Raw genomic sequence first — 20134 nt, forward strand, 5'->3', positions numbered from 1 at the left:
AAGGGGGGAAACGTATGAATTTTAAGGCAGGTTTATGGCAACAACAAACTCTGAAATTAACCATGACGCAGGAACTGTCCCAGGCGATTGCCTTATTGCAGTATTCAGCGCAAGAATTGACAGCATTTTTAGAAAATAAGGCACTTGAAAATCCCCTAGTACAAATTGAAAATTTCAATGAGCGACCGATGAATCCGCTGCTTGACCGGAACCGGCGCAAACATCAAAAGACGGAAAAAGACTGGATTGAGCAGATTGGTGCAAAGCCATACTCGCTTGAGGAACAATTAATTTCACAGTTAAATATATCAAAGCTACCGGCGGAGGAGTTAAAAGCAATACGCTATCTTATTCAGAATTTAGATGAAAACGGTTACTTTACTGGCGATTTACACGAGGTAGCCGCAACATTAAGAATACCGCTTGAACTAGCTGAAGACGGCCTGGCCGTTCTTCAGACGCTTGAACCGGCGGGAATTGGGGCGAGAAACCTGCAGGAATGTTTGCATATCCAGGTTGACTATCTAATGCCTGATAACGAGCTTGCCAAAAAGATAATCTCTGACTATTTTATCCCGTTTGCCGAAAAGAAATGGAAGCAAATTGCGAAGGAGCTTCAGGTCTCGTTAAAGGAGATCCAAGGTGTTTTTGACGAGATCCAATTTTTGAACCCGAAGCCGGGGGCCCTTCTGGGAATAGAAACGGCTTCTTACATCATTCCAGATGTGATTATTGAACAAACACAAGAAGGGCTAATCGTCCGAATGTTTGATGACCCCATTCCGAAAATTAGTTTTAATGATAAATATTTTCATAAATTTAAGGACCAGGATCAGCAGGTCAGCAAATTTCTTCATGAGAAGGTACAGGATTATCAATGGATTTTAAAAAGCATTGAGCAGCGCAAGGAAACGCTGACAAGGGTGGTTACCAAGATTGTCGAAAAGCAGCCTGCTTTTTTCCAAAAGGGTCCGCAATATTTGGCACCGATGACGATGAAGGAAATTGCCTCCGAGTTGGATGTTCATGAATCGACTGTCAGTCGGGCGGTTCGGGAAAAATATGTGCAAACTCCGATTGGGACATTTCCGTTGAAGTCGTTTTTCTCGAGTACGATCCAAACCGTATCGGAGGAAGAGTCCACCTCGTCGACACAGGTAAAGAATGCTATTAGCAAACTGATTGAAAAAGAAAACAAAGAAAAGCCTCTTTCAGATCAGGATATCGCTGAACAATTAAAGGTCTTGGAGGGAATCGTCGTCTCCAGAAGAACGATTGCCAAATACCGGGACCAACTTGGCATCCCGTCTTCTTCGAAGAGGAAGAGGTTTAACTAGTGTGGCAATTGGAGAGATATAGCTGCCCCTCGCATGATAAAAGTTAGAAAGGATACAAATAATGCCGCAATCAACCATTACCCTATACACAAGAAACGGCTGCCCTCTATGTGATAAAGCCAAAGCTACCTTGCTCGAACTGAAGGAGGAATATAATTTTTCTCTGGAAGAAATCGATATCGAGCAGGATGATGAGCTTCATGAGCGCTACGGACTGATGATCCCGGTTGTCCACATTGATGGGGAAGAAGCTGCATACGGGTTCATTGATAAATATGAAATAAGTAATCGTTTGCAAGAAAAATCCTAAGTTTTATTTGTTGAATTAAATTTTCACTCCTGCTACAATAAAAAACGTAGTAAGGGTGATTTTTTTTTGGTGGTTGTGGGACATAATATGTCTATGGTGGACATTTTTTGACCAACTGCATATAATAAAGGAGTATGAAAACATGCAGTCATTCATCGATATGACAAAAAGATTATTGCCCGATTTCCTTCCAGTCCTGCAAAAACGTCATTCCATCCTAAGATACATAGGAATGATGCAGCCTGTAGGCAGGAGGAGTTTAGCCACAAGCCTTGGACTGACCGAGAGAATCCTTCGTAGTGAAGTAGAATTCCTCAAAGAGCAAAATCTTATTTATACAAACAATGTAGGAATGAGTTTAACTCTTGAGGGAAAAAATTTGCTTGAGGATTTAAACGGGTTTATGCGTGAGTTGAAGGGTATCGACGTCATGGAGCTTGAACTAAAGCATCAGCTTGGTATTAAAAAAGTCATCATTGTTCCAGGAGACAGCGACGAATCCCCGATGGTCAAAAGTGAGCTTGGCAAGGCGTCTGCGGCCTGCATGAAAAAGCTTTTTCAAGGGGAAAATATCATCGCTGTTACAGGTGGTTCAACGATGGCTGCTGTAGCGGAATGGCTCTCACCTATAGCCTCTGGCAAGGAATTGTTGTTTGTGCCAGCACGAGGCGGGGTTGGCGAGGATGTTCAAAATCAAGCCAACACAATTTGCTCCAATATGGCGCAAAACACCCATTCTAGACACCGCGTCTTTTATGTTCCCGATCAGGTCAGCACGGAAATTTATGACTCCCTGATTAAGGAACCTGGCATCCACGAAGTTTTGGAATTAATCCGCTCCGCCAACATGGTTCTCCATGGAATTGGGGATGCTATGACAATGGCCGAACGGCGCAAGACGAACCCTGATATATTGGAAAAGCTGGAAAATGGTAAAGCTGCCGGCGAGGCTTTCGGCTATTATTTTAGCGAGGCTGGCGAGATTGTCCACAAAGTGGTCACCATTGGACTTCAGCTAGAGGATTTGGAAAAGATTCAAAACGTGATTGCAGTCGCTGGTGGAACGTCAAAGGCGAAAGCAATCAGGGCCTATATGAAGCAGGCACCGCCATCCACGATATTAATTACGGATGAAGGGGCAGCGAACAAATTATTAAACCAGTAATAGTTAATGAAAAGGATTATTCCTTTTTAAAAATAAAACCCTGCCCATTTAAAGGAGGAAATTAACATGACAGTAAAAGTTGGTATTAATGGTTTTGGACGTATCGGTCGTAACGTATTCCGTGCGGCATTAAACAATAGCGAAGTAGAAATCGTAGCAATCAATGACTTAACAGATGCAAATATGCTTGCTCACCTTTTAAAATATGACACTGTTCACGGAACACTTGCAGAAGATGTAACTGTTGATGGTGAATACCTAGTAGTTGGCGGCCTCAAAGTGAAGGTTTTAGCTGAGCGCGATCCTGCGCAATTAGGCTGGGGCGACCTTGGTGTAGACATAGTAGTAGAATCTACTGGCCGTTTCACAAAGCGCGAAGATGCAGCGAAACACCTTGAAGCAGGTGCAAAAAAGGTTATCATCTCTGCTCCAGCAACTAACGAAGATATCACAATCGTTATGGGTGTTAACGAAGACAAATACGATGCAGCTAACCACCATGTACTTTCAAACGCATCTTGTACTACTAACTGCTTAGCTCCATTTGCAAAAGTATTAAATGACACATTCGGTATCAAGCGCGGTATGATGACTACTGTTCACTCTTACACTAACGACCAGCAAATCCTTGACTTGCCACACAAGGACTACCGTCGTGCTCGTGCAGCAGCTGAAAACATGATCCCGACTTCAACTGGTGCTGCAAAAGCGGTAGCGTTAGTTTTACCAGAACTAAAAGGCAAATTAAATGGTATGGCAATGCGTGTACCAACTCCAAACGTTTCTATCGTTGACTTAGTTGCTGAATTAGAAAAAGATGTAACTGTTGACGAGATCAACTCAGCTCTTAAAGAAGCTGCTGAGGGTCCATTAAAAGGTATTCTTGCATACAGCGATCTTCCATTAGTTTCTAGCGATTACAACGGTGCTACCGTTTCTTCTACTGTTGATGGTTTATCAACAATGGTTCTTGAAGGAAACATGGTAAAAGTATTATCTTGGTACGATAACGAAGTTGGTTACTCTAACCGCGTTGTTGACCTTGTAGATTACATCGCTCAAAAAGGACTTTAATTCTTTTTTCCAATCCCGTTGGATAGGAATGGAATTTTTACCGCAAACTATTTATAATGATTAATGGTATTCCAAGGGGAGTGGGTGATGGGAGCCCCTCTCCTTTTTTACTGTGTTTTACCAGGGATTTTTTCAATAGCCATACATAAGGAGGTCCTTTTTCGATGAACAAAAAGTCAGTAAAAGATGTTGATGTGAAGGGTAAACGCGTGTTTTGCCGGGTGGATTTCAACGTTCCAATGCAAGATGGAAAAATTACCGACGAAACGCGAATTCGTGCTGCACTGCCAACGATTCAATATTTAATCGAGCAAGGTGCAAAAGTAATTCTGGCGAGCCATTTAGGCCGACCAAAGGGCAAAGTGGTTGAAGAGATGCGACTAACTCCAGTAGCGGTTCGCCTGTCTGAACTTCTTGGAAAAGAAGTGAAGAAAGCAGATGAAGGCTACGGGGATTCTGTTAAAGCGTTAATCGACACCATGACTGAAGGCGACGTTTTATTGCTTGAAAATGTTCGTTTCTACCCTGGTGAAGAAAAGAATGATGCAGAACTTGCGAAGTCATTTGCAGAGCTAGCCGATGTTTATGTAAATGATGCATTTGGTGCTGCCCACCGTGCTCATGCTTCCACAGAAGGAATTGCACACCATCTGCCAGCAGTATCAGGCTTCTTAATGCAAAAAGAGCTTGATGTTCTTGGCAAGGCATTGTCAAATCCGGAACGTCCATTCACAGCGATTATTGGCGGGGCAAAGGTAAAGGACAAAATTGGTGTTATTGAAAATCTATTAGAATTAGTTGACAATTTGATTATCGGCGGTGGCCTTGCTTATACGTTCGTTAAGGCACAGGGCCATGAAATCGGTAAATCACTGCTTGAAGAGGACAAAATTGACTTAGCTAAATCCTTTATGGAAAAAGCAAAGGCGAAGGGCGTTAACTTCTATATGCCGGTTGATGCGATAGTTGCTGACGATTTCTCAGCAGATGCCAATACAAAAGTGGTTGCGATCGAAGAGATTCCTGCCGATTGGGAAGCATTAGATATCGGACAAAAAACAGCAGAAATTTACCGCGATGTCATTCAAAAATCCAAGCTTGTCATTTGGAACGGGCCAATGGGTGTGTTTGAAATCGATAAGTTCGCTGGCGGCACGAAGGCTGTTGCACAGGCTTTGGCAGATGCTGAAGGTGCGTATTCCGTTATTGGCGGCGGCGATTCAGCAGCGGCAGTTGAAAAATTCGGCCTTGCTGATAAAATGAGCCACATCTCCACAGGCGGCGGTGCTTCATTGGAGTTTATGGAAGGAAAAGCACTTCCAGGTGTAGTGGCGTTGAACGATAAATAATTTTATCTACAAATTTAAGGTTGATATCTACAAAGATTGAGCCGATATCTACAATTTTTAAAATATATCTACAAATTTTAGGCAGATATCTACAAATTTTGTACTGATATCTACATTTCAATTTTTTTAACCAAAGAAAGGGATGTTCCAGCATGCGTAAACCAATTATTGCAGGTAACTGGAAAATGCACAAAACACTTTCCGAAGCGAAAAGCTTTGCGGAAGAAGTGAAAGGCCTTGTGCCTGCTGCTGACAAGATGGATTCTGTCATTTGCGCACCTGCGTTATTTTTACAAAGCCTTGTGGAAACGGTCAAAGGCAGCGAAGTGAAAATTGGTGCTCAAAATGTGCATTTTGAAGAAAAGGGTGCATTTACAGGTGAAATCAGCCCTGTGGCACTTGCTGACTTAGGCGTTCAATATGTCATTATTGGCCACTCTGAGCGCCGTGAAATGTTCAATGAAACAGATGAATCAGTTAATAAAAAGGTTCTTGCAGCATTTAAACACGGCCTAACACCAATTGTTTGCTGCGGTGAAACATTAGAGCAACGCGAAAACGGCGAGACGATGAACCTTGTTGGCTCCCAGATTGAAAAAGCACTTGCAGGCTTAACTGCGGATCAAGTAAAAGAAACAGTGATTGCTTATGAACCAATTTGGGCAATCGGAACAGGTAAATCTTCGACTGCTGCAGATGCAAACGAAGTCTGCGCGCACATCCGCCAAGTTATTGGTAAGCAATTTTCCGATGATGTTGCAGCGGCTATCCGTATTCAGTACGGCGGCAGCGTGAAGCCAGAAAACATTAAAGAATACATGGGACAGCCTGATATTGACGGTGCCCTTGTTGGCGGCGCAAGCCTTGAACCGCAGTCATTTTTGCAATTACTAGAGGGTGGTAAATATGAGTAAAGCTCCTGTTGCCCTCATCATCCTTGACGGCTTCGGCTGCCGGGACGAGCATAAAGGTAATGCGGTCTACCATGCGAAAAAGCCAAATTTTGATCGCTATTGGGAAACATACCCACATAACCATTTAACCGCGAGCGGTGAAGCAGTCGGCTTACCTGAGGGGCAGATGGGTAACTCGGAAGTCGGTCACCTGAATATCGGTGCTGGCCGGATTGTTTACCAAAGCTTAACTCGTGTTAACATTGCTATCCGTGAAGGGGAATTTGAAAAAAATGAAACCTTCCTAGGCGCGATGGAGCACGCGAAGAAAAATGGCACAGCTTTGCATCTGTTTGGCCTTCTGTCTGACGGCGGGGTGCACAGCCATATTAACCATATGTTTGCCCTTTTAAAACTGGCCAAGGAAGAAGGCGTGGAAAAAGTATATATTCACGCATTCCTTGACGGCCGCGACGTCGGCCCACAAACAGCACCAACATATATTAAAGAAACAATGGAAAAAATGAAGGAGATTGGTGTCGGCGAAATCGCCACCATTTCCGGACGCTATTATTCCATGGACCGTGACAAGCGCTGGGAGCGTGTTGAAAAATCATATCGGGCAATGGTGTATGGTGAAGGTCCTTCTTACAAGAGCCCACTAGAGGTTGTAGAGGATTCTTATTCTCACGGAATCTATGATGAATTCGTCCTGCCATCGGTAATCGTCAAGGAAGACGGACAGCCTGTTGCAACCATCCAGGACAACGATGCAGTTATTTTTTATAACTTCCGTCCGGACCGGGCCATCCAGATTTCGAATACCTTTACCAACGAAGATTTCCGTTCGTTTGACCGCGGACCGAAGCATCCGCAACATTTACACTTCGTTTGTTTAACGCACTTCAGCGAGTCAGTCGACGGCTATGTTGCCTTTAAGCCGACAAACTTGGACAACACGTTAGGTGAAGTATTGTCGCAAAATAATATGAAACAGCTGCGCATTGCTGAAACGGAAAAATATCCGCATGTCACGTTCTTTATGAGCGGCGGACGCGAGGATAAGTTCCCTGGTGAGGAGCGGATCTTAATCAATTCGCCAAAGGTACCAACTTATGACCTGCAGCCGGAAATGAGCGCCTACGAAGTTACTGATGCTTTGTTGAAGGAAATTGCAGCGGACAAGTTTGATGCGATTCTTTTAAACTTTGCCAACCCAGATATGGTCGGGCACTCTGGTAAGCTTGAACCAACCGTCAAGGCAATCGAGGCAGTAGATGAGTGCTTAGGAAAAATTGTTGATGCAATTCTTGCAAAAGGCGGTACAGCGATTATCACTGCCGACCACGGAAACGCTGATGAAGTAGTGACTCTTGAGGGCAATCCGATGACGGCGCACACCACTAACCCCGTGCCGGTTATTGTCACAAAGCAGGGTGTTGAGGTTCGTGACGGTGGTATCCTTGGAGATTTAGCGCCAACTATACTGGATCTTCTAAATGTGAAGCAGCCGGCTGAAATGACTGGAAAATCGTTGATTAAGTAGGAGTTCGCTTAAAAAATCGATTCGCCAATAGAACGTTGAAATTCGCCAATAGAATGCTGGTATTCGCCAATAGAACTGCGAAATTCGCCAATAGGACTCCCGAATTCGCTAGTAGAACCGGAAAATTCGCTAATAGGGTGTAATTTTTCACCTAAAATTGAACAGAACTTGATTAATAAAATTAATTTTTCAAAGGAGAGAATTAAAAATGCCATATATTATTGATGTTTATGCTCGTGAAGTATTAGATTCCCGCGGTAACCCAACAGTAGAAGTTGAAGTTTTCACTGAATCAGGCGCATTTGGCCGTGCATTAGTACCAAGTGGTGCTTCTACAGGTGAATACGAAGCAGTTGAACTTCGTGACGGCGATAAGAGCCGCTACCTTGGCAAAGGTGTTCAAAAAGCAGTTGACAACGTAAACGACATTATCGCGCCAATGCTAGTAGAAGAAGGCTACAGCGTACTTGATCAGGTTTCTGTCGATAAGGCTCTTATCGAGTTAGACGGAACTGAAAACAAAGGCAAATTAGGTGCAAACGCAATTCTTGGCGTTTCTATGGCAGTGGCTCATGCTGCAGCAAACTACCTGGATGTTCCTTTATACCAATACCTTGGCGGCTTCAACTCCAAGCAGCTTCCAGTCCCAATGATGAACATCGTGAACGGCGGCGCGCATGCTGATAACAACGTAGACATTCAGGAATTCATGGTTATGCCTGTTGGTGCTCCTAGCTTCAAAGAAGCTCTTCGCATGGGCGCAGAAATTTTCCACAGTTTAAAGTCTGTTTTAAAAGGCAAAGGCTTAAACACTGCTGTTGGTGACGAAGGCGGCTTTGCTCCAAACCTAGGCTCTAACGAAGAAGCATTACAAACAATCATCGAAGCTATTGAAAAAGCTGGCTACAAGCCTGGCGAAGAAGTTATGCTTGCTATGGACGTTGCTTCTTCTGAACTTTACAGCAAAGAAGACGGCAAATACCATCTTGAAGGCGAAGGCAAAGTCAAGACTTCTGAAGAAATGGTTGCTTGGTATGAAGAGCTTGTTTCCAAATACCCAATCATCTCTATCGAAGACGGCCTTGATGAAAACGACTGGGAAGGCCACAAGCTATTAACTGAGCGCATCGGCGGCAAAGTTCAATTAGTCGGTGACGACCTATTCGTTACAAACACTAAGAAACTTGCAGAAGGAATTGAAAGAGGCATTGCCAACTCTATCCTTATCAAAGTTAACCAAATCGGTACATTAACTGAAACTTTTGATGCGATCGAAATGGCTAAGCGTGCTGGCTACACTGCGGTTATCTCTCACCGTTCTGGTGAAACAGAAGATGCAACAATCGCTGACATCGCTGTTGCTACAAACGCTGGTCAAATCAAGACTGGTGCACCATCTCGTACAGACCGCGTTGCGAAATACAACCAATTGCTTCGCATTGAAGATCAATTAGGTGAAACTGCACAATATAATGGCATCAAGTCTTTCTATAACTTGAAGAAGTAATTTTTAATAAAATTAGGACCTCCTGCCGGACACTTGGCTGGAGGTCCTTTTATTATGTTTTGGGGGTTACTGTTGGATAAGTCGCTTTTACTGGCGGATAACGTATGGTTACTGTCGGATATATCGCTCCAACTGTCGGATAGCATTTCGTCACTGTCGTTTACTGTCGTAAGGAGTTTTTTCACTGTAGTAGCATCCATTTATGAAAAAATTTGGAACGAAAAGCAGGGAATGAACTCGCCTTTGTATAATAATACTTAGATAACAACATTGTTTAATACAGATAGACTGGGGAAGATGGGAATGAAAAAAATTCTGAAAAGGTTATCGAAGATACAGTGGGTGCTTATAATTGTTGCTGTTCTTGCTGCAGGATATTATCTTTTCAACGGAGCTTTTCCTTTTCAAAAAGCGGATGTCACTATGAAGGAGCAAAAAGCAAAGAGTGGGGAAACCGTCATCCAAATTGAGGATGCTGACGTCAGCCAAATTGCAGTGGAGTTCCCAATGGATATGTCCGAAACGGCAGTCATGGATGCTATTCACAAAATGTCTCACCAAAAGGTGATCGCCAATAAAAAGTGGGGAGCAATCCCATTAACAAAGGAACGGGTGGAACGATTGCTGGAAATAGTCAATACACACCCTGCCAAATATGAAAATGCAGCCCTTTATATTGCTATTTTGAACCGCTGGGAAAAAGGAGAGTTTTCAAGGGTTGATACCGACCACAATGCTATTTGGAATCTTCAAGGCGGAACCATTGGAAAAGCGACTGGAGTATTATCACTGGATGAAGAGAAAAAGTATATCGAGGCCAATTTCAATATTAAGGTAAAACAATAATCCTTTTCTTACAGTCCTCCAATCCAAAACCTGTCACAGAAAGTTGTATTGTTAAAAAGGCTTAATTATGGTAAATTTAATATACTGTGTATTGTACGTCTACAGGAGGTGGCCTTCATGCATGCATTTTTAGTTACATTATTAGTGATCGTAAGTATTGCACTTATCGTTGTTGTCTTACTTCAATCAGGTAAAAGCGCTGGTTTATCCGGTGCCATTTCCGGTGGTGCTGAACAGTTATTCGGTAAGCAAAAAGCACGTGGACTTGACTTGATCCTTCATAGAATCACAGTCGTTCTATCAGTCCTATTCTTCTTGCTCACCTTAGCCGTTACCTACTTCAAAATCTAATATAAGTAAAAAAACCCGGCCCCGCGCCGGGTTTTCTGCGTTTCTGGAAAGGACGTGTTGAGAGGTGTCCATATGGGGTGGACAATGTCCACGGGCGATGCCTGACACGCTATTCAAGCATTTTGGTAGAATGTTCACTTCTTGTTTGATTAAACTAAGGAATAGCGATATTTTGTGTTAGTGAAGGAGTAGTAAGTATGAGAATTTCATTGCCAAAACCATTTACCTTTGAGGGAGGGAAGCGGGCGGTTTTGCTGCTGCACGGATTTACCGGCAATTCTTCGGACGTCCGGATGCTGGGCCGTTTTTTGGAAAAGAAGGGCTACACCTGCCATGCGCCGCATTATAAGGGACACGGAGTCCCCCCTGTGGAACTGGTCCATACAGGTCCGGAGGATTGGTGGCAGGACGTATTGAACGGGTATGAATTTTTGAAAAATAAAGGCCACGAGGAAATCGCGGTTGCCGGTTTATCCCTTGGCGGCGTATTTTCCTTGAAATTGGGATACACTGTACCTGTAAAGGGAATTGTCACCATGTGTGCCCCGATGTATATCAAAAGTGAACAAGTTATGTACGAAGGAGTTCTCGAATATGCCCGTGAATTTAAAAAGCGGGAAGGAAAATCAGACGAGCAAATCGAATTTGAAATGGATGAATTTAAAAAGACACCAATGGGGACGCTTAAGGCTCTCCAGGAATTGATTGCCGATGTACGCGACAATGTCGATATGATCTATGCCCCAACATTTGTGGTTCAGGCCCGCCACGACAACATGATCAACACCGAGAGCGCCAATATTATTTTTGAAAATATTGAATCAGAAAAGAAGGAAATCAAATGGTACGAAGAATCCGGCCACGTCATTACGCTGGACAAAGAGAAGGAACAATTGCATGAAGATGTGTACGCCTTTTTAGAAAAACTAGATTGGCTCGTATAACGTTAAAAACCTTTTTAAAGGAGGGCTAATATGGAAGAAAATATTAAAAAGCATATCGACAGGCTTTTGCAATATATGAAGGACGAGGCATACAAGCCGTTAACAGTTCAGGAGCTGGAATCCGCGTTGGGTATTTCGGATTCTGCTGATTTTAAGGAATTTGTCAAAGCACTTGTGCAAATGGAGGAAAAGGGTCTTGTTGTAAGAACCCGGGCGAACCGTTATGGTCTTCCGCAAAAAATGAATCTAATCCGTGGCAAGTTGACAGGGCATGCAAAGGGATTTGCGTTTGTTATTCCCGAAGAGCCAGGGATGGATGATATTTTTATCCCTCCGACAGAAACGAATAATGCCATGCATGGGGATACCGTGTTAGTTCGAATTTCCTCTGAAAGCTCTGGCCAGCGCCGCGAGGGAAGCATTATCCGGATCATCGAACGGGGCATACAGCAAATTGTCGGTACGTATGTTGAAAGCAAAAGCTTTGGTTTCGTCATACCGGATGACAAGAAATTTGCTAGTGATATTTTTATCCCAAAAGAGGCATCCAAGGGTGCGGTCGAAGGTCACAAGGTAGTCGTTAAGCTTATCTCCTATCCTGAGGGGAGAAAAAGTGCTGAGGGTGAAGTCATCACAATTCTCGGCCATAAAAATGACCCTGGTGTGGATATTTTGTCTGTCATACATAAGCACGGGCTGCCGATGGCGTTTCCGGATGAAGTTCTGCAGCAGGCTAATGAGACACCAGACACAATCGATGAAAGTGAGCTGGTAAATCGCCGTGACCTTCGTGGCGAAACCATTGTGACGATTGATGGTGCGGATGCAAAAGACTTGGATGACGCTGTTACTGTTACGCGACTCGAAAATGGTAACTACAAGCTCGGCGTCCATATTGCTGATGTCAGTTATTATGTAAAAGAAGGTACGCCGATTGATGTCGAAGCAGCAGACCGGGCTACAAGTGTTTATTTAGTAGACCGTGTAATTCCGATGATTCCACATCGGTTGTCGAATGGAATCTGTTCCCTGAATCCAAAGGTAGACCGGCTAGTGCTATCGTGTGAAATGGAAATCAACGAGGAAGGCCAAGTCGTCTCTAATGAAATTTTTCAAAGCGTGATTAAAACGACTGAGCGGATGACGTATTACGATGTCAACCGGATACTCGTCGATAAGGACGAGGAAACCCGTGCGCGCTACGAGGCGCTGGTACCAATGTTCGAATTGATGGGCGAGCTTGCTTCGATTCTTCGGGCTAAACGAATGAAGCGGGGCGCAATAGATTTTGATTTTAAAGAATCAAAAGTATTGGTGGATGAGGAAGGAAAACCAAGCGATGTGGTCTTGCGCGAACGTTCAGTAGCGGAACGCCTGATTGAGGAATTCATGCTGGCGGCCAACGAAACGGTGGCAGAGCATTTCCACTGGATGGATGTTCCGTTCATTTATCGGATTCATGAAGATCCGAAGGAAGATAAGCTGCGAAAGTTTTTCGAGTTTATTACTAACTTCGGGTATTTTGTAAGGGGGACAGCAAACAATGTCCATCCGCGGGCATTGCAGGAAATTATTGAAGAGGTCCAGGGCAAGCCAGAGGAAATGGTTGTTTCCACTGTGATGCTGCGCTCCATGCAGCAGGCGAAATATGATCCGGAAAATCTTGGCCACTTCGGGTTATCAGCCCAGTTTTACACCCATTTCACCTCGCCAATCCGCCGTTATCCGGACACGATTGTGCACCGGTTAATCCGGACATATATTATTGAAGGAAAACTGGATGAGGCCACAAGGGCAAAATGGAATGCTGAACTTCCGGATATTGCAATGCATTCTTCAAAAATGGAGCGCCGTGCCGTTGATGCGGAGCGCGAAACCGATGAATTGAAAAAAGCAGAATATATGGAAGATAAGATTGGCGAAGAGTACGACGGAATTATTAGCTCCGTCACGAACTTCGGTATGTTTGTAGAGCTTCCAAACACGATTGAAGGCCTTGTCCATGTCAGCTACATGACAGATGATTATTACCGTTTTGATGAGCGCCATTATGCGATGATTGGCGAACGAACCGGGAATGTGTTCCGCATTGGTGATGAAATTACTGTTCGGGTGGTTAAGGTCAATAAAGACGAGCGCTCGATTGATTTTGAAATCGTCGGCATGAAAGGCACGCCACGGCGTGAGCGTTCTGATGCGCCGAAGGTCTTTAGGACGGGCAGCAATGAGTCCAAGCCTCGCCGGAATAAGCAAGGTGAGCGCGGGCAGCAAGGCGGCCGAGGAGGCAAACAAGGTGACGGCAAGTCCGATGCTGGCGGCGGTGGCGGTCAGGGCGGCGGAAAGTCGAGAAAGAAACGCAAATTTTATGAGAACGTTCCGAAAAACAAGAGCACGAAGCGGAAGAAGAAGAAATATTAGGGGAGAGCCTTTTGGGCTCTCTTTTTAACTATAAGGTAAATAAATGATGAAGGACAAAATGCAGGCTGTGAAAGAGGATATGTCCTTCATGAGGCAGATGAAGACCAAAAAGCAGGGTATGCAAGCAGGATATGTCCTTCATGAGGCAGATGAAGGCCAAAAAGCTGGCTGTGAAAGCAGGAATGTCCTTCATAAGGCAGATGAAGACCAAAAAGCTGACTATGAAAGAACGAAATGTCCTTCATAAGGCAGATGAAGACCAAAATGCTAACTGTGCAAGCAGGAAATGTCCTTCATGAGTCAGATGAAGACCAAAATGCTAGCTATGCAAGCAGGAAATGTCCTTCATAAGGTGAATGAAGACCAAAATGCTAGCTGTGAAAATAGGAAAAGTCCTTCATGAGTCAGATGAAGACCAACTAGCAACTGTGGAAGCAAAAAAATGTCCTTCATCAGTCTCAGGCAGCCCAAACATCCTCTTTTATAATTGTATCCCCACACCTGTTCTGTTAAAATTAACACGTAAACGAGGTGAAAATTATGCCAAAAGGTGAAGGAAAAGTCGTTGCCCAGAATAAAAAGGCTTATCATGACTATTTTATCGAGGAAACATACGAGGCTGGAATCGTCCTGCAGGGAACGGAGATCAAGTCCATTCGTGCCGGCAAAGTAAACCTAAAAGACTCCTACGCGCGGATTCATAATGGAGAAATCACCCTTATCGGAGTGCATATCAGCCCATATGAGCAGGGAAACCGCTACAATCATGACCCAGAACGAGAACGAAAGCTGCTGCTTCATAAGCGCGAGATTTTAAAGCTTTTTGGAGATACTAGAGAAGCGGGCTATTCTTTAATTCCATTAAAGCTTTATTTGAAAAATGGTTTTTGCAAGGTGCTGCTTGGACTTGCAAAAGGTAAAAAGAACTACGATAAGCGTGAGTCTTTGAAGCAAAAAGAAGCAAAACGTGAAATCGAGCGCGCCTTCCGCGATCGTCAGAAGATGTAAAAAAGGCAATTTGATATGTCTTACAAATACTTACAATTGAAAAATCCTCTAAATGTGTTATAATAAATTTGTCGCTGAGATGAGCGGCAAACAACTTGGCTCAAGAGCTTGCCATTTTCCTAACGTCTTGCTTCATAAAAGCAACTTTTTATAATGGGGACGCTACGGATTCGACAGGGGTAGTTTGAGCTTAGGTTGCGAGTCGAGGGGATCGGCCTCGTTAAAACGTCAAAGCCATAACTGGCAAAACTAACAACAACTTAGCTTTCGCAGCTTAATAACTGCATAGCTGTTCGCCCCTCCATCGCCTATGTGGTAGGGTAGCGGACTCACTCTTAGTAGGCTACGCCGGAGTCCACCGCCTGAGGACAAAGGAAGAGAACAACCAGGCTAGCTGACCGGACGCCTGTCGATAGGCAGATGGATCAGCGAAGCGCGAATATGTCGACTACACTCGTAGAAGCTTAAGTGCCAATATTCTTGGACGCGGGTTCGATTCCCGCCGTCTCCACCATACATAGGTGGATACAAGATCAGCAGAAATGCTGGTCTTTTTTAATGCTCATTTTTCCCTAAATAAACCAAACGCATCCTAACCAGACCTTCGCCTCTCGACACATCCCAAAAAGTTTGTCGAACAATATATTGATACGAAATAGTACTCCGGTAGTATAATGGAAATTAAACGTTACTACATAATTACGAATTTACCAAAAATTATGAGATTTTGGTTGAATCGGCCTATGAGTAATTTTATACTTATGAAAAATATTGCGATGGAGGATAGTAAGAAAATGGAAAAGAGAGAGAGATTAAAAAGCAGATTTCGTCGAAAATCTAAACTATTTGCAGGTACCGTTGCGCTGATAAGTGCCGCATATATGTCATTAACTCCAATCACAGCATCCGCATCTTTGTTATCTTCAGACCCAATCACAACACTTAGTTCAACTCTTAACTCTACTACACAAACACTTACATCACAGACCCAATTAACAACAGGAGGAACGAACCTTCTCAACGGAACGACAAGCACCCTTACAGACGTGGGAACGGCCGTTGGCAGCACAGTTGGCGGAGTTGTCGGTGGTGTAACCGGCACAGTAGACGCAACTGTCCAACAGGCTGGAGAAATCCTAACGAATCCAACCACATTGCCAGATAAACTAAGCGATCCTGCAACTACCGTAGGCACTATTACAGACCCATTACTAGGAGGTTTGACAGGTAATCAACAAGGAACAAATCAGACCACCGTTCCTGGGACTGACCCAATCACAAAAACAGTTGAAACAGTAACAGATACCGTAAATAACACAACAAAAACGGTAACTGATATCCTACAAAATCCCGCCAATGTCGGGGAGACAATTAAGGATGCCATTCCGGGGGCAGGGGCCGGGGCCGGGGACCAGAAGGACTCTTCAGGGTTGTTAAATGCAAATATCATGACAAATGAAGCCTTAGGTGCAAGACTGCAAGAACAAAGCTCAGGTAAATATAAGCTGTTCCTTGAGTACTCAGGCGTACCAACTATAGCTGTTACCTTACTTAGTAAAACATATATATATTTTGAAATGCCTGAGGAATTTAAATCTTTAATGGCCAGCAAGGACTTTAAAAAGGCAATTAAAGCAACGTACAGTGTGCCGATTCTCGGTTCACCTGGGCCAAGTGCCATGAACAGCGGTGCTTTTGCTGACAGCGCCATAAAAATCAATACGGATACCAACACTATTATGTTAACGTATAGCGGCCAGATTAGTCTCGCTCTACAGTCAGCTTCAAAGTTCAGCCTGGAAATCAATTTGGACAGCCTTCCTGCATCTTCTGACAAGGTTTACACATTTTATTCAACAGCTTACGACAAAAATGCCATAAAAGTAGACTTGCTTGAAGATAAAGGAGCAAGGGCTGATGTCAATGTTCCGAATAACGGAAAGGGCTCTAACAATGAAAACACCAATCCTGGCAACAGCAGCGGAAACAATGGTGGTAGCAATGGCAGCAGCAGTAACGGCGGATCTGGTTCTGGCGGCGCAACTGGTGCCGATTCAAAAAGTACGGGTGCATCCTCTTCTTCCGGATGGCTTGGGGGGTTGCTTCCGAACACCTCCACAAATATATGGAACATTGGATTGATTGGTCTTGTACTCTTCATTGCCGGGGCAGCAATCAAATTCCATAAGATGAGAGGTCTTGTTTAAACCTTACTGAGGCTGTTTCAAAAAAGGACTTTTTGGAACAGTCTCATTTATAGTCCATAACGCGAGGAGAAAATCATGAAAAAAGTCGGAGATATTCTGGTAGCCGTTGGTCTCCTCATGATGGCTTTCACTGTTTTTAAAGTCTATCAAGTATACCAAAATCAAAATATCGGATTGGCCAAAGCGAAAAGTATCTTGAATGATAAAAGTCTGAAGGATATCAAAAACTTCCATCCGAAAGAAGACGACGTCATCGGAATACTTAAAATTCCTAAGCTGGATGATGACCTGGCCATCTACGAAGGGTCGGATGAAGATTCCTTAGAAAAAGGAGTCGGTCACCATCGTGCAACAGCGTTCCCTGGCCAAGGCGAGCAAATTCTATTAGCTGGGCACAGAGACACGGTATTCCGAAAGTTTGGCGAACTGAAACCAGGCGATGTTTTTATCCTTGAATTCTCTTATGGTACTTTTAAATACAAAATGGCTTCTTCGAAAATTGTCGATAAAAATGATCGGACCATCATTAGAAAGGCGGGCAAGGAGGAGTTAGTCCTTTCCACCTGCTACCCGTTCCATTTTGTCGGCAAAGCGCCGAAACGATATATCATTTATGCGTATCCGGTTGATTAAAACCGGATTTTTTTATACTCAAAAGGAGGAATTTTCAAATATTCGGAGAATATTTGATTACAAAAGGAATCATACAGAAAAGTTGATTCGAATTTTCATCAACAATCGTTGGGGGTGAGCGCCAGTGGAAAATGAGAACTTCTTTATATCAGAAGCCATGCGGATGAATGGAGTGGAAAAGTCGGATATCGAAACTATTTTGGTGTCGATTTTTCATGGAAGCTACGATGGAGTCTATGTTGCGGATAAAAACGGTGTCGGCGTGATGGTAAACCGGGCTTACTCCAAAATTACCGGTGTGAAGAGTCACGAACTGCTTGGAAAAAGTATGGAGACTGTGGTGAAAGAAGGGATTGTCTCTGAGTCGGTCACATTAAAAGTGTTAGAAGAAAAAAGACCGGTCACAATCATTCAAACAGTAAGAGGCAAGGAACTGCTGGTAACCGGGAGTCCGATTTTTGATTCGGGCGGTGACATAGCGTTTGTTGTCACGAATGTTAGGGATATATCAGATTTAAATCAAATGAAAAGCGCACTCTATCAATCTAGAAAATTAACAGAAAAATATTTAAGTGAAATTGAAGATTTCAAAAAACGAGAATTAATCCAGATGCATGTTGATGGAATTGTGGCACAAAGCCAGGAAATCATGAGGGTTTACCATCTAGCAAGAAAAGTGGCAAAGGTTGACTCGGGTGTGCTTATTTTAGGGGAGTCCGGGGTAGGAAAAGAAGTCATTGTCAATTATCTCCACAACGAAAGCGACCGGGCCGATAAGCCACTAATTAAAGTTAATTGCGGTGCCATTCCGAAACACCTGCTTGAATCTGAATTATTTGGCTATGAAAAAGGGGCGTTTACCGGAGCGGACAGCAATGGAAAACCAGGATTATTTGAGCTGGCAAACGGGGGCACCATCTTTTTAGATGAGATAGGTGATATGCCAATTGATCTCCAGGTGAAATTATTAAGGGTGCTGCAGGAGTTTGAAATCATGCGGATCGGCGGACGAAAAAGCATCAAAATTGATGTTCGGGTCATCTCGGCGACACATATGAATTTGGAGGAAATGGTGGATAAGAATGATTTCCGAAGGGACCTTTATTACCGATTAAACATCGTTCCTATCCGTATTCCGCCATTGCGTGAAAGGAAAGCAGACATTGTGCCTCTGGCGTTCTATTTTTTAAATAAAACGAATAAAAAAAGCAAGTCGAATAAGCGATTTCACCCTGAAATTCTGAATTTCTTTGAAAAATACCATTGGCCCGGAAATATAAGAGAATTGGAAAACCTGGTTGAAAGACTGGTAATTACCTCTGACCATGACGAAATCCACATTAAAGATTTGCCGCCAAATTTACTCAGAGGTTTGGAAAAAACAACAACAGAAAAGGGGAAGTTAAAGGAAATTTTGGCCAATGTGGAGCGGAAGGTCATAAAAGAACAAATGGAGGAATCCAGGACAACCAGGCGTGCTGCGATGGAATTAGGAATTAGTCAGTCTGCGCTAGTAAAAAAGATGCAAAAGTTAGGTATATAAAATCTTTGATGAAAAAAGGAATCAAAACCTAATACCCATATTTAAGAGCCGACGTTTATTTGTCGGCTTTTTTCTGTTCTTTTCAACAAGGTTTGACAAAAATTTTATAAAAATTTGTCGATTAATATCTAAATATTAAATATTTTCTATTTATTCAAAAATTGGCACGATAATTGCAATATAAAAATATGGATTGTCATTAAAAAAATAAATTTGACGGAAGGTGATGAAAATTGATGGATTTTCCAACTTTTGAGCTTAGTGGAAAAGTGGCCCTTGTAACCGGAGGAAGTAAAGGAATTGGCTTAGGTATGGCACAAGCTTTGGGTCGTTATGGGGCAACTCTTGTCATTACCAGCCGGGGGGCCGATGAAGGAGAAACGGCCGTACGACAATTAAAGGAAGAGGGCATGAATGCCGCTTATATTCAAGCTGATGTGACAAAAAAGGAGCAGGTAGAAAAGCTTGTCCAGAAAATAGTCGAGCGCTTTGGCTCGCTTGATATCCTGGTCAACAATGCCGGCATGAATATCCGCAAGCCGTTGGTCGAAGTGGAAGAAAGCGATTGGGACCGAGTTTTGGGGGTCAATTTAAAAGGGATTTTTCTGGTCGGGCAGGCTTGTGCCAAGCAGATGATCAAACAAAACTACGGGAAAATCATTAACATCTCCTCCATTTTTGGAACAGTGGGAATGTCGTTTCAAACTTCCTATGCTGCCAGTAAAGGCGGCATTAATCAATTAACAAAAATCTGGGCTGAGGAATTGGCACCAAATAACATTACTGTCAACGCGATTGGCCCTGGCTATATTATGACGCCGATGACGCAGGATTGGCTTTCTGATCCTGAGCGGGTCGAAAAGATCGTCAACTCTACGATGATCAAAAGATTTGGGGAAATATCAGACCTCGTTGGTCCAGTCGTGTTCTTGGCATCTGATACATCAAAATATGTAACAGGTCAAGTGCTCCATGTCGACGGCGGTTGGACGGCACGTTAAAG

General features: G+C 43.4%; 20 protein-coding genes and 1 other RNA gene. 20 read left to right on the forward strand and 1 reads right to left on the reverse strand.

Going from position 1 to position 20134, the window contains the following annotated elements:
* Positions 1-14 precede the first annotated feature (14 nt).
* The 7 genes from rpoN (at position 15) to gpmI (ending at position 7674) form a co-directional block, all read left to right on the forward strand.
* Positions 15-1337, forward strand: a complete 1323-nt coding sequence (gene rpoN, locus ACNQGS_RS17860) for an RNA polymerase factor sigma-54 (RefSeq protein ID WP_491488502.1) — start codon at positions 15-17, stop codon at positions 1335-1337.
* A 61-nt stretch (positions 1338-1398) separates the two neighbouring features.
* Complete coding sequence (locus ACNQGS_RS17865) at positions 1399-1647, forward strand: glutaredoxin family protein (RefSeq protein WP_491488503.1); 249 nt, start codon at positions 1399-1401, stop codon at positions 1645-1647.
* Positions 1648-1789: 142 nt separating this feature from the next.
* The gene (locus tag ACNQGS_RS17870) at positions 1790-2812 is read left to right on the forward strand and encodes a sugar-binding transcriptional regulator (RefSeq protein WP_491488504.1); all 1023 of its coding nucleotides are present in this window, start codon (positions 1790-1792) and stop codon (positions 2810-2812) included.
* Positions 2813-2878: 66 nt separating this feature from the next.
* On the forward strand, positions 2879-3886 hold the full coding sequence (gene gap, locus ACNQGS_RS17875; protein ID WP_491488505.1) for a type I glyceraldehyde-3-phosphate dehydrogenase: 1008 nt from the start codon (positions 2879-2881) through the stop codon (positions 3884-3886).
* Positions 3887-4050: 164 nt separating this feature from the next.
* Positions 4051-5235: a phosphoglycerate kinase gene (locus ACNQGS_RS17880; RefSeq protein WP_491488506.1), complete on the forward strand. Its 1185-nt coding sequence runs from the start codon at positions 4051-4053 to the stop codon at positions 5233-5235.
* 152 nt (positions 5236-5387) lie between these two features.
* Positions 5388-6149 carry a triose-phosphate isomerase gene (tpiA, locus tag ACNQGS_RS17885; protein WP_491488507.1) on the forward strand — a complete coding sequence of 254 codons (762 nt, stop codon included), beginning with the start codon at positions 5388-5390 and terminating at the stop codon, positions 6147-6149.
* A complete protein-coding gene (gene gpmI, locus ACNQGS_RS17890; protein ID WP_491488508.1) occupies positions 6142-7674 on the forward strand; it encodes a 2,3-bisphosphoglycerate-independent phosphoglycerate mutase in 1533 nt (510 codons plus the stop codon). The genes tpiA and gpmI overlap by 8 nt, the downstream gene beginning before the upstream one ends.
* Before the next feature lie 8 nt (positions 7675-7682).
* Here gpmI and ACNQGS_RS17895 read toward each other — a convergent pair whose 3' ends face one another.
* Positions 7683-7889: a hypothetical protein gene (locus ACNQGS_RS17895; RefSeq protein ID WP_491488509.1), complete on the reverse strand. Its 207-nt coding sequence runs from the start codon at positions 7887-7889 to the stop codon at positions 7683-7685.
* Here ACNQGS_RS17895 and eno point away from each other — a divergent pair.
* The 13 genes from eno (at position 7883) to ACNQGS_RS17960 (ending at position 20132) form a co-directional block, all read left to right on the forward strand.
* On the forward strand, positions 7883-9181 hold the full coding sequence (gene eno, locus ACNQGS_RS17900; protein ID WP_213144249.1) for a phosphopyruvate hydratase: 1299 nt from the start codon (positions 7883-7885) through the stop codon (positions 9179-9181). The two genes, ACNQGS_RS17895 and eno, sit on opposite strands and share 7 nt — an antisense overlap.
* A gap of 303 nt (positions 9182-9484) precedes the next feature.
* A complete protein-coding gene (locus tag ACNQGS_RS17905; RefSeq protein ID WP_491488510.1) occupies positions 9485-10027 on the forward strand; it encodes a DUF6241 domain-containing protein in 543 nt (180 codons plus the stop codon).
* A gap of 117 nt (positions 10028-10144) precedes the next feature.
* Positions 10145-10378, forward strand: coding sequence for a preprotein translocase subunit SecG (gene secG, locus ACNQGS_RS17910; RefSeq protein ID WP_491488511.1), 234 nt, complete (start codon positions 10145-10147; stop codon positions 10376-10378).
* A gap of 197 nt (positions 10379-10575) precedes the next feature.
* The gene (locus ACNQGS_RS17915; RefSeq protein ID WP_491488512.1) at positions 10576-11322 is read left to right on the forward strand and encodes an alpha/beta hydrolase; all 747 of its coding nucleotides are present in this window, start codon (positions 10576-10578) and stop codon (positions 11320-11322) included.
* A gap of 30 nt (positions 11323-11352) precedes the next feature.
* Positions 11353-13740 (forward strand): ribonuclease R, encoded by a 2388-nt coding sequence (gene rnr / locus ACNQGS_RS17920; protein WP_491488513.1) that lies wholly within the window; start codon positions 11353-11355, stop codon positions 13738-13740.
* Between the two features lie 46 nt (positions 13741-13786).
* Entirely contained in the window at positions 13787-13987 is a 201-nt protein-coding gene (locus ACNQGS_RS17925; RefSeq protein ID WP_491488514.1) for a hypothetical protein, read from the forward strand.
* A 109-nt stretch (positions 13988-14096) separates the two neighbouring features.
* Positions 14097-14294 (forward strand): hypothetical protein, encoded by a 198-nt coding sequence (locus tag ACNQGS_RS17930; RefSeq protein WP_491488515.1) that lies wholly within the window; start codon positions 14097-14099, stop codon positions 14292-14294.
* Positions 14281-14748, forward strand: a complete 468-nt coding sequence (gene smpB, locus ACNQGS_RS17935) for an SsrA-binding protein SmpB (RefSeq protein ID WP_213144254.1) — start codon at positions 14281-14283, stop codon at positions 14746-14748. The genes ACNQGS_RS17930 and smpB overlap by 14 nt, the downstream gene beginning before the upstream one ends.
* Positions 14749-14903: 155 nt before the next feature.
* Positions 14904-15262, forward strand: a transfer-messenger RNA (tmRNA) gene (gene ssrA / locus ACNQGS_RS17940).
* 280 nt (positions 15263-15542) lie between these two features.
* On the forward strand, positions 15543-16955 hold the full coding sequence (locus ACNQGS_RS17945) for a hypothetical protein (protein ID WP_491488516.1): 1413 nt from the start codon (positions 15543-15545) through the stop codon (positions 16953-16955).
* A 75-nt stretch (positions 16956-17030) separates the two neighbouring features.
* Entirely contained in the window at positions 17031-17588 is a 558-nt protein-coding gene (locus tag ACNQGS_RS17950) for a class D sortase (RefSeq protein WP_491488517.1), read from the forward strand.
* A 124-nt stretch (positions 17589-17712) separates the two neighbouring features.
* Positions 17713-19131 (forward strand): sigma-54 interaction domain-containing protein, encoded by a 1419-nt coding sequence (locus tag ACNQGS_RS17955; RefSeq protein WP_491488518.1) that lies wholly within the window; start codon positions 17713-17715, stop codon positions 19129-19131.
* A 236-nt stretch (positions 19132-19367) separates the two neighbouring features.
* A complete protein-coding gene (locus ACNQGS_RS17960) occupies positions 19368-20132 on the forward strand; it encodes an SDR family NAD(P)-dependent oxidoreductase (protein WP_491488519.1) in 765 nt (254 codons plus the stop codon).
* Positions 20133-20134: the final 2 nt, after the last annotated feature.

The sequence above is a fragment of the Neobacillus sp. PVCKKU3 genome, assembly GCF_058323225.1.

What these genes read in the sequence shown, in the direction of transcription:
- ACNQGS_RS17925 (WP_491488514.1), top strand. Translation starts at nt 13,787, where the DNA reads ATGAAGGACAAAATGCAGGCTGTGAAAGAGGATATGTCCTTCATGAGG.
- ACNQGS_RS17950 (WP_491488517.1), top strand. Translation starts at nt 17,031, where the DNA reads ATGAAAAAAGTCGGAGATATTCTGGTAGCCGTTGGTCTCCTCATGATG.
- eno (WP_213144249.1), top strand. Translation starts at nt 7,883, where the DNA reads ATGCCATATATTATTGATGTTTATGCTCGTGAAGTATTAGATTCCCGC.
- secG (WP_491488511.1), top strand. Translation starts at nt 10,145, where the DNA reads ATGCATGCATTTTTAGTTACATTATTAGTGATCGTAAGTATTGCACTT.
- gpmI (WP_491488508.1), top strand. Translation starts at nt 6,142, where the DNA reads ATGAGTAAAGCTCCTGTTGCCCTCATCATCCTTGACGGCTTCGGCTGC.
- ACNQGS_RS17915 (WP_491488512.1), top strand. Translation starts at nt 10,576, where the DNA reads ATGAGAATTTCATTGCCAAAACCATTTACCTTTGAGGGAGGGAAGCGG.
- smpB (WP_213144254.1), top strand. Translation starts at nt 14,281, where the DNA reads ATGCCAAAAGGTGAAGGAAAAGTCGTTGCCCAGAATAAAAAGGCTTAT.
- ACNQGS_RS17905 (WP_491488510.1), top strand. Translation starts at nt 9,485, where the DNA reads ATGAAAAAAATTCTGAAAAGGTTATCGAAGATACAGTGGGTGCTTATA.
- gap (WP_491488505.1), top strand. Translation starts at nt 2,879, where the DNA reads ATGACAGTAAAAGTTGGTATTAATGGTTTTGGACGTATCGGTCGTAAC.
- ACNQGS_RS17895 (WP_491488509.1), bottom strand. Translation starts at nt 7,889, where the DNA reads ATGGCATTTTTAATTCTCTCCTTTGAAAAATTAATTTTATTAATCAAG.
- tpiA (WP_491488507.1), top strand. Translation starts at nt 5,388, where the DNA reads ATGCGTAAACCAATTATTGCAGGTAACTGGAAAATGCACAAAACACTT.
- rnr (WP_491488513.1), top strand. Translation starts at nt 11,353, where the DNA reads ATGGAAGAAAATATTAAAAAGCATATCGACAGGCTTTTGCAATATATG.
- ACNQGS_RS17945 (WP_491488516.1), top strand. Translation starts at nt 15,543, where the DNA reads ATGGAAAAGAGAGAGAGATTAAAAAGCAGATTTCGTCGAAAATCTAAA.
- ACNQGS_RS17930 (WP_491488515.1), top strand. Translation starts at nt 14,097, where the DNA reads ATGAAGACCAAAATGCTAGCTGTGAAAATAGGAAAAGTCCTTCATGAG.
- ACNQGS_RS17870 (WP_491488504.1), top strand. Translation starts at nt 1,790, where the DNA reads ATGCAGTCATTCATCGATATGACAAAAAGATTATTGCCCGATTTCCTT.
- ACNQGS_RS17865 (WP_491488503.1), top strand. Translation starts at nt 1,399, where the DNA reads ATGCCGCAATCAACCATTACCCTATACACAAGAAACGGCTGCCCTCTA.
- ACNQGS_RS17960 (WP_491488519.1), top strand. Translation starts at nt 19,368, where the DNA reads ATGGATTTTCCAACTTTTGAGCTTAGTGGAAAAGTGGCCCTTGTAACC.
- ACNQGS_RS17880 (WP_491488506.1), top strand. Translation starts at nt 4,051, where the DNA reads ATGAACAAAAAGTCAGTAAAAGATGTTGATGTGAAGGGTAAACGCGTG.
- rpoN (WP_491488502.1), top strand. Translation starts at nt 15, where the DNA reads ATGAATTTTAAGGCAGGTTTATGGCAACAACAAACTCTGAAATTAACC.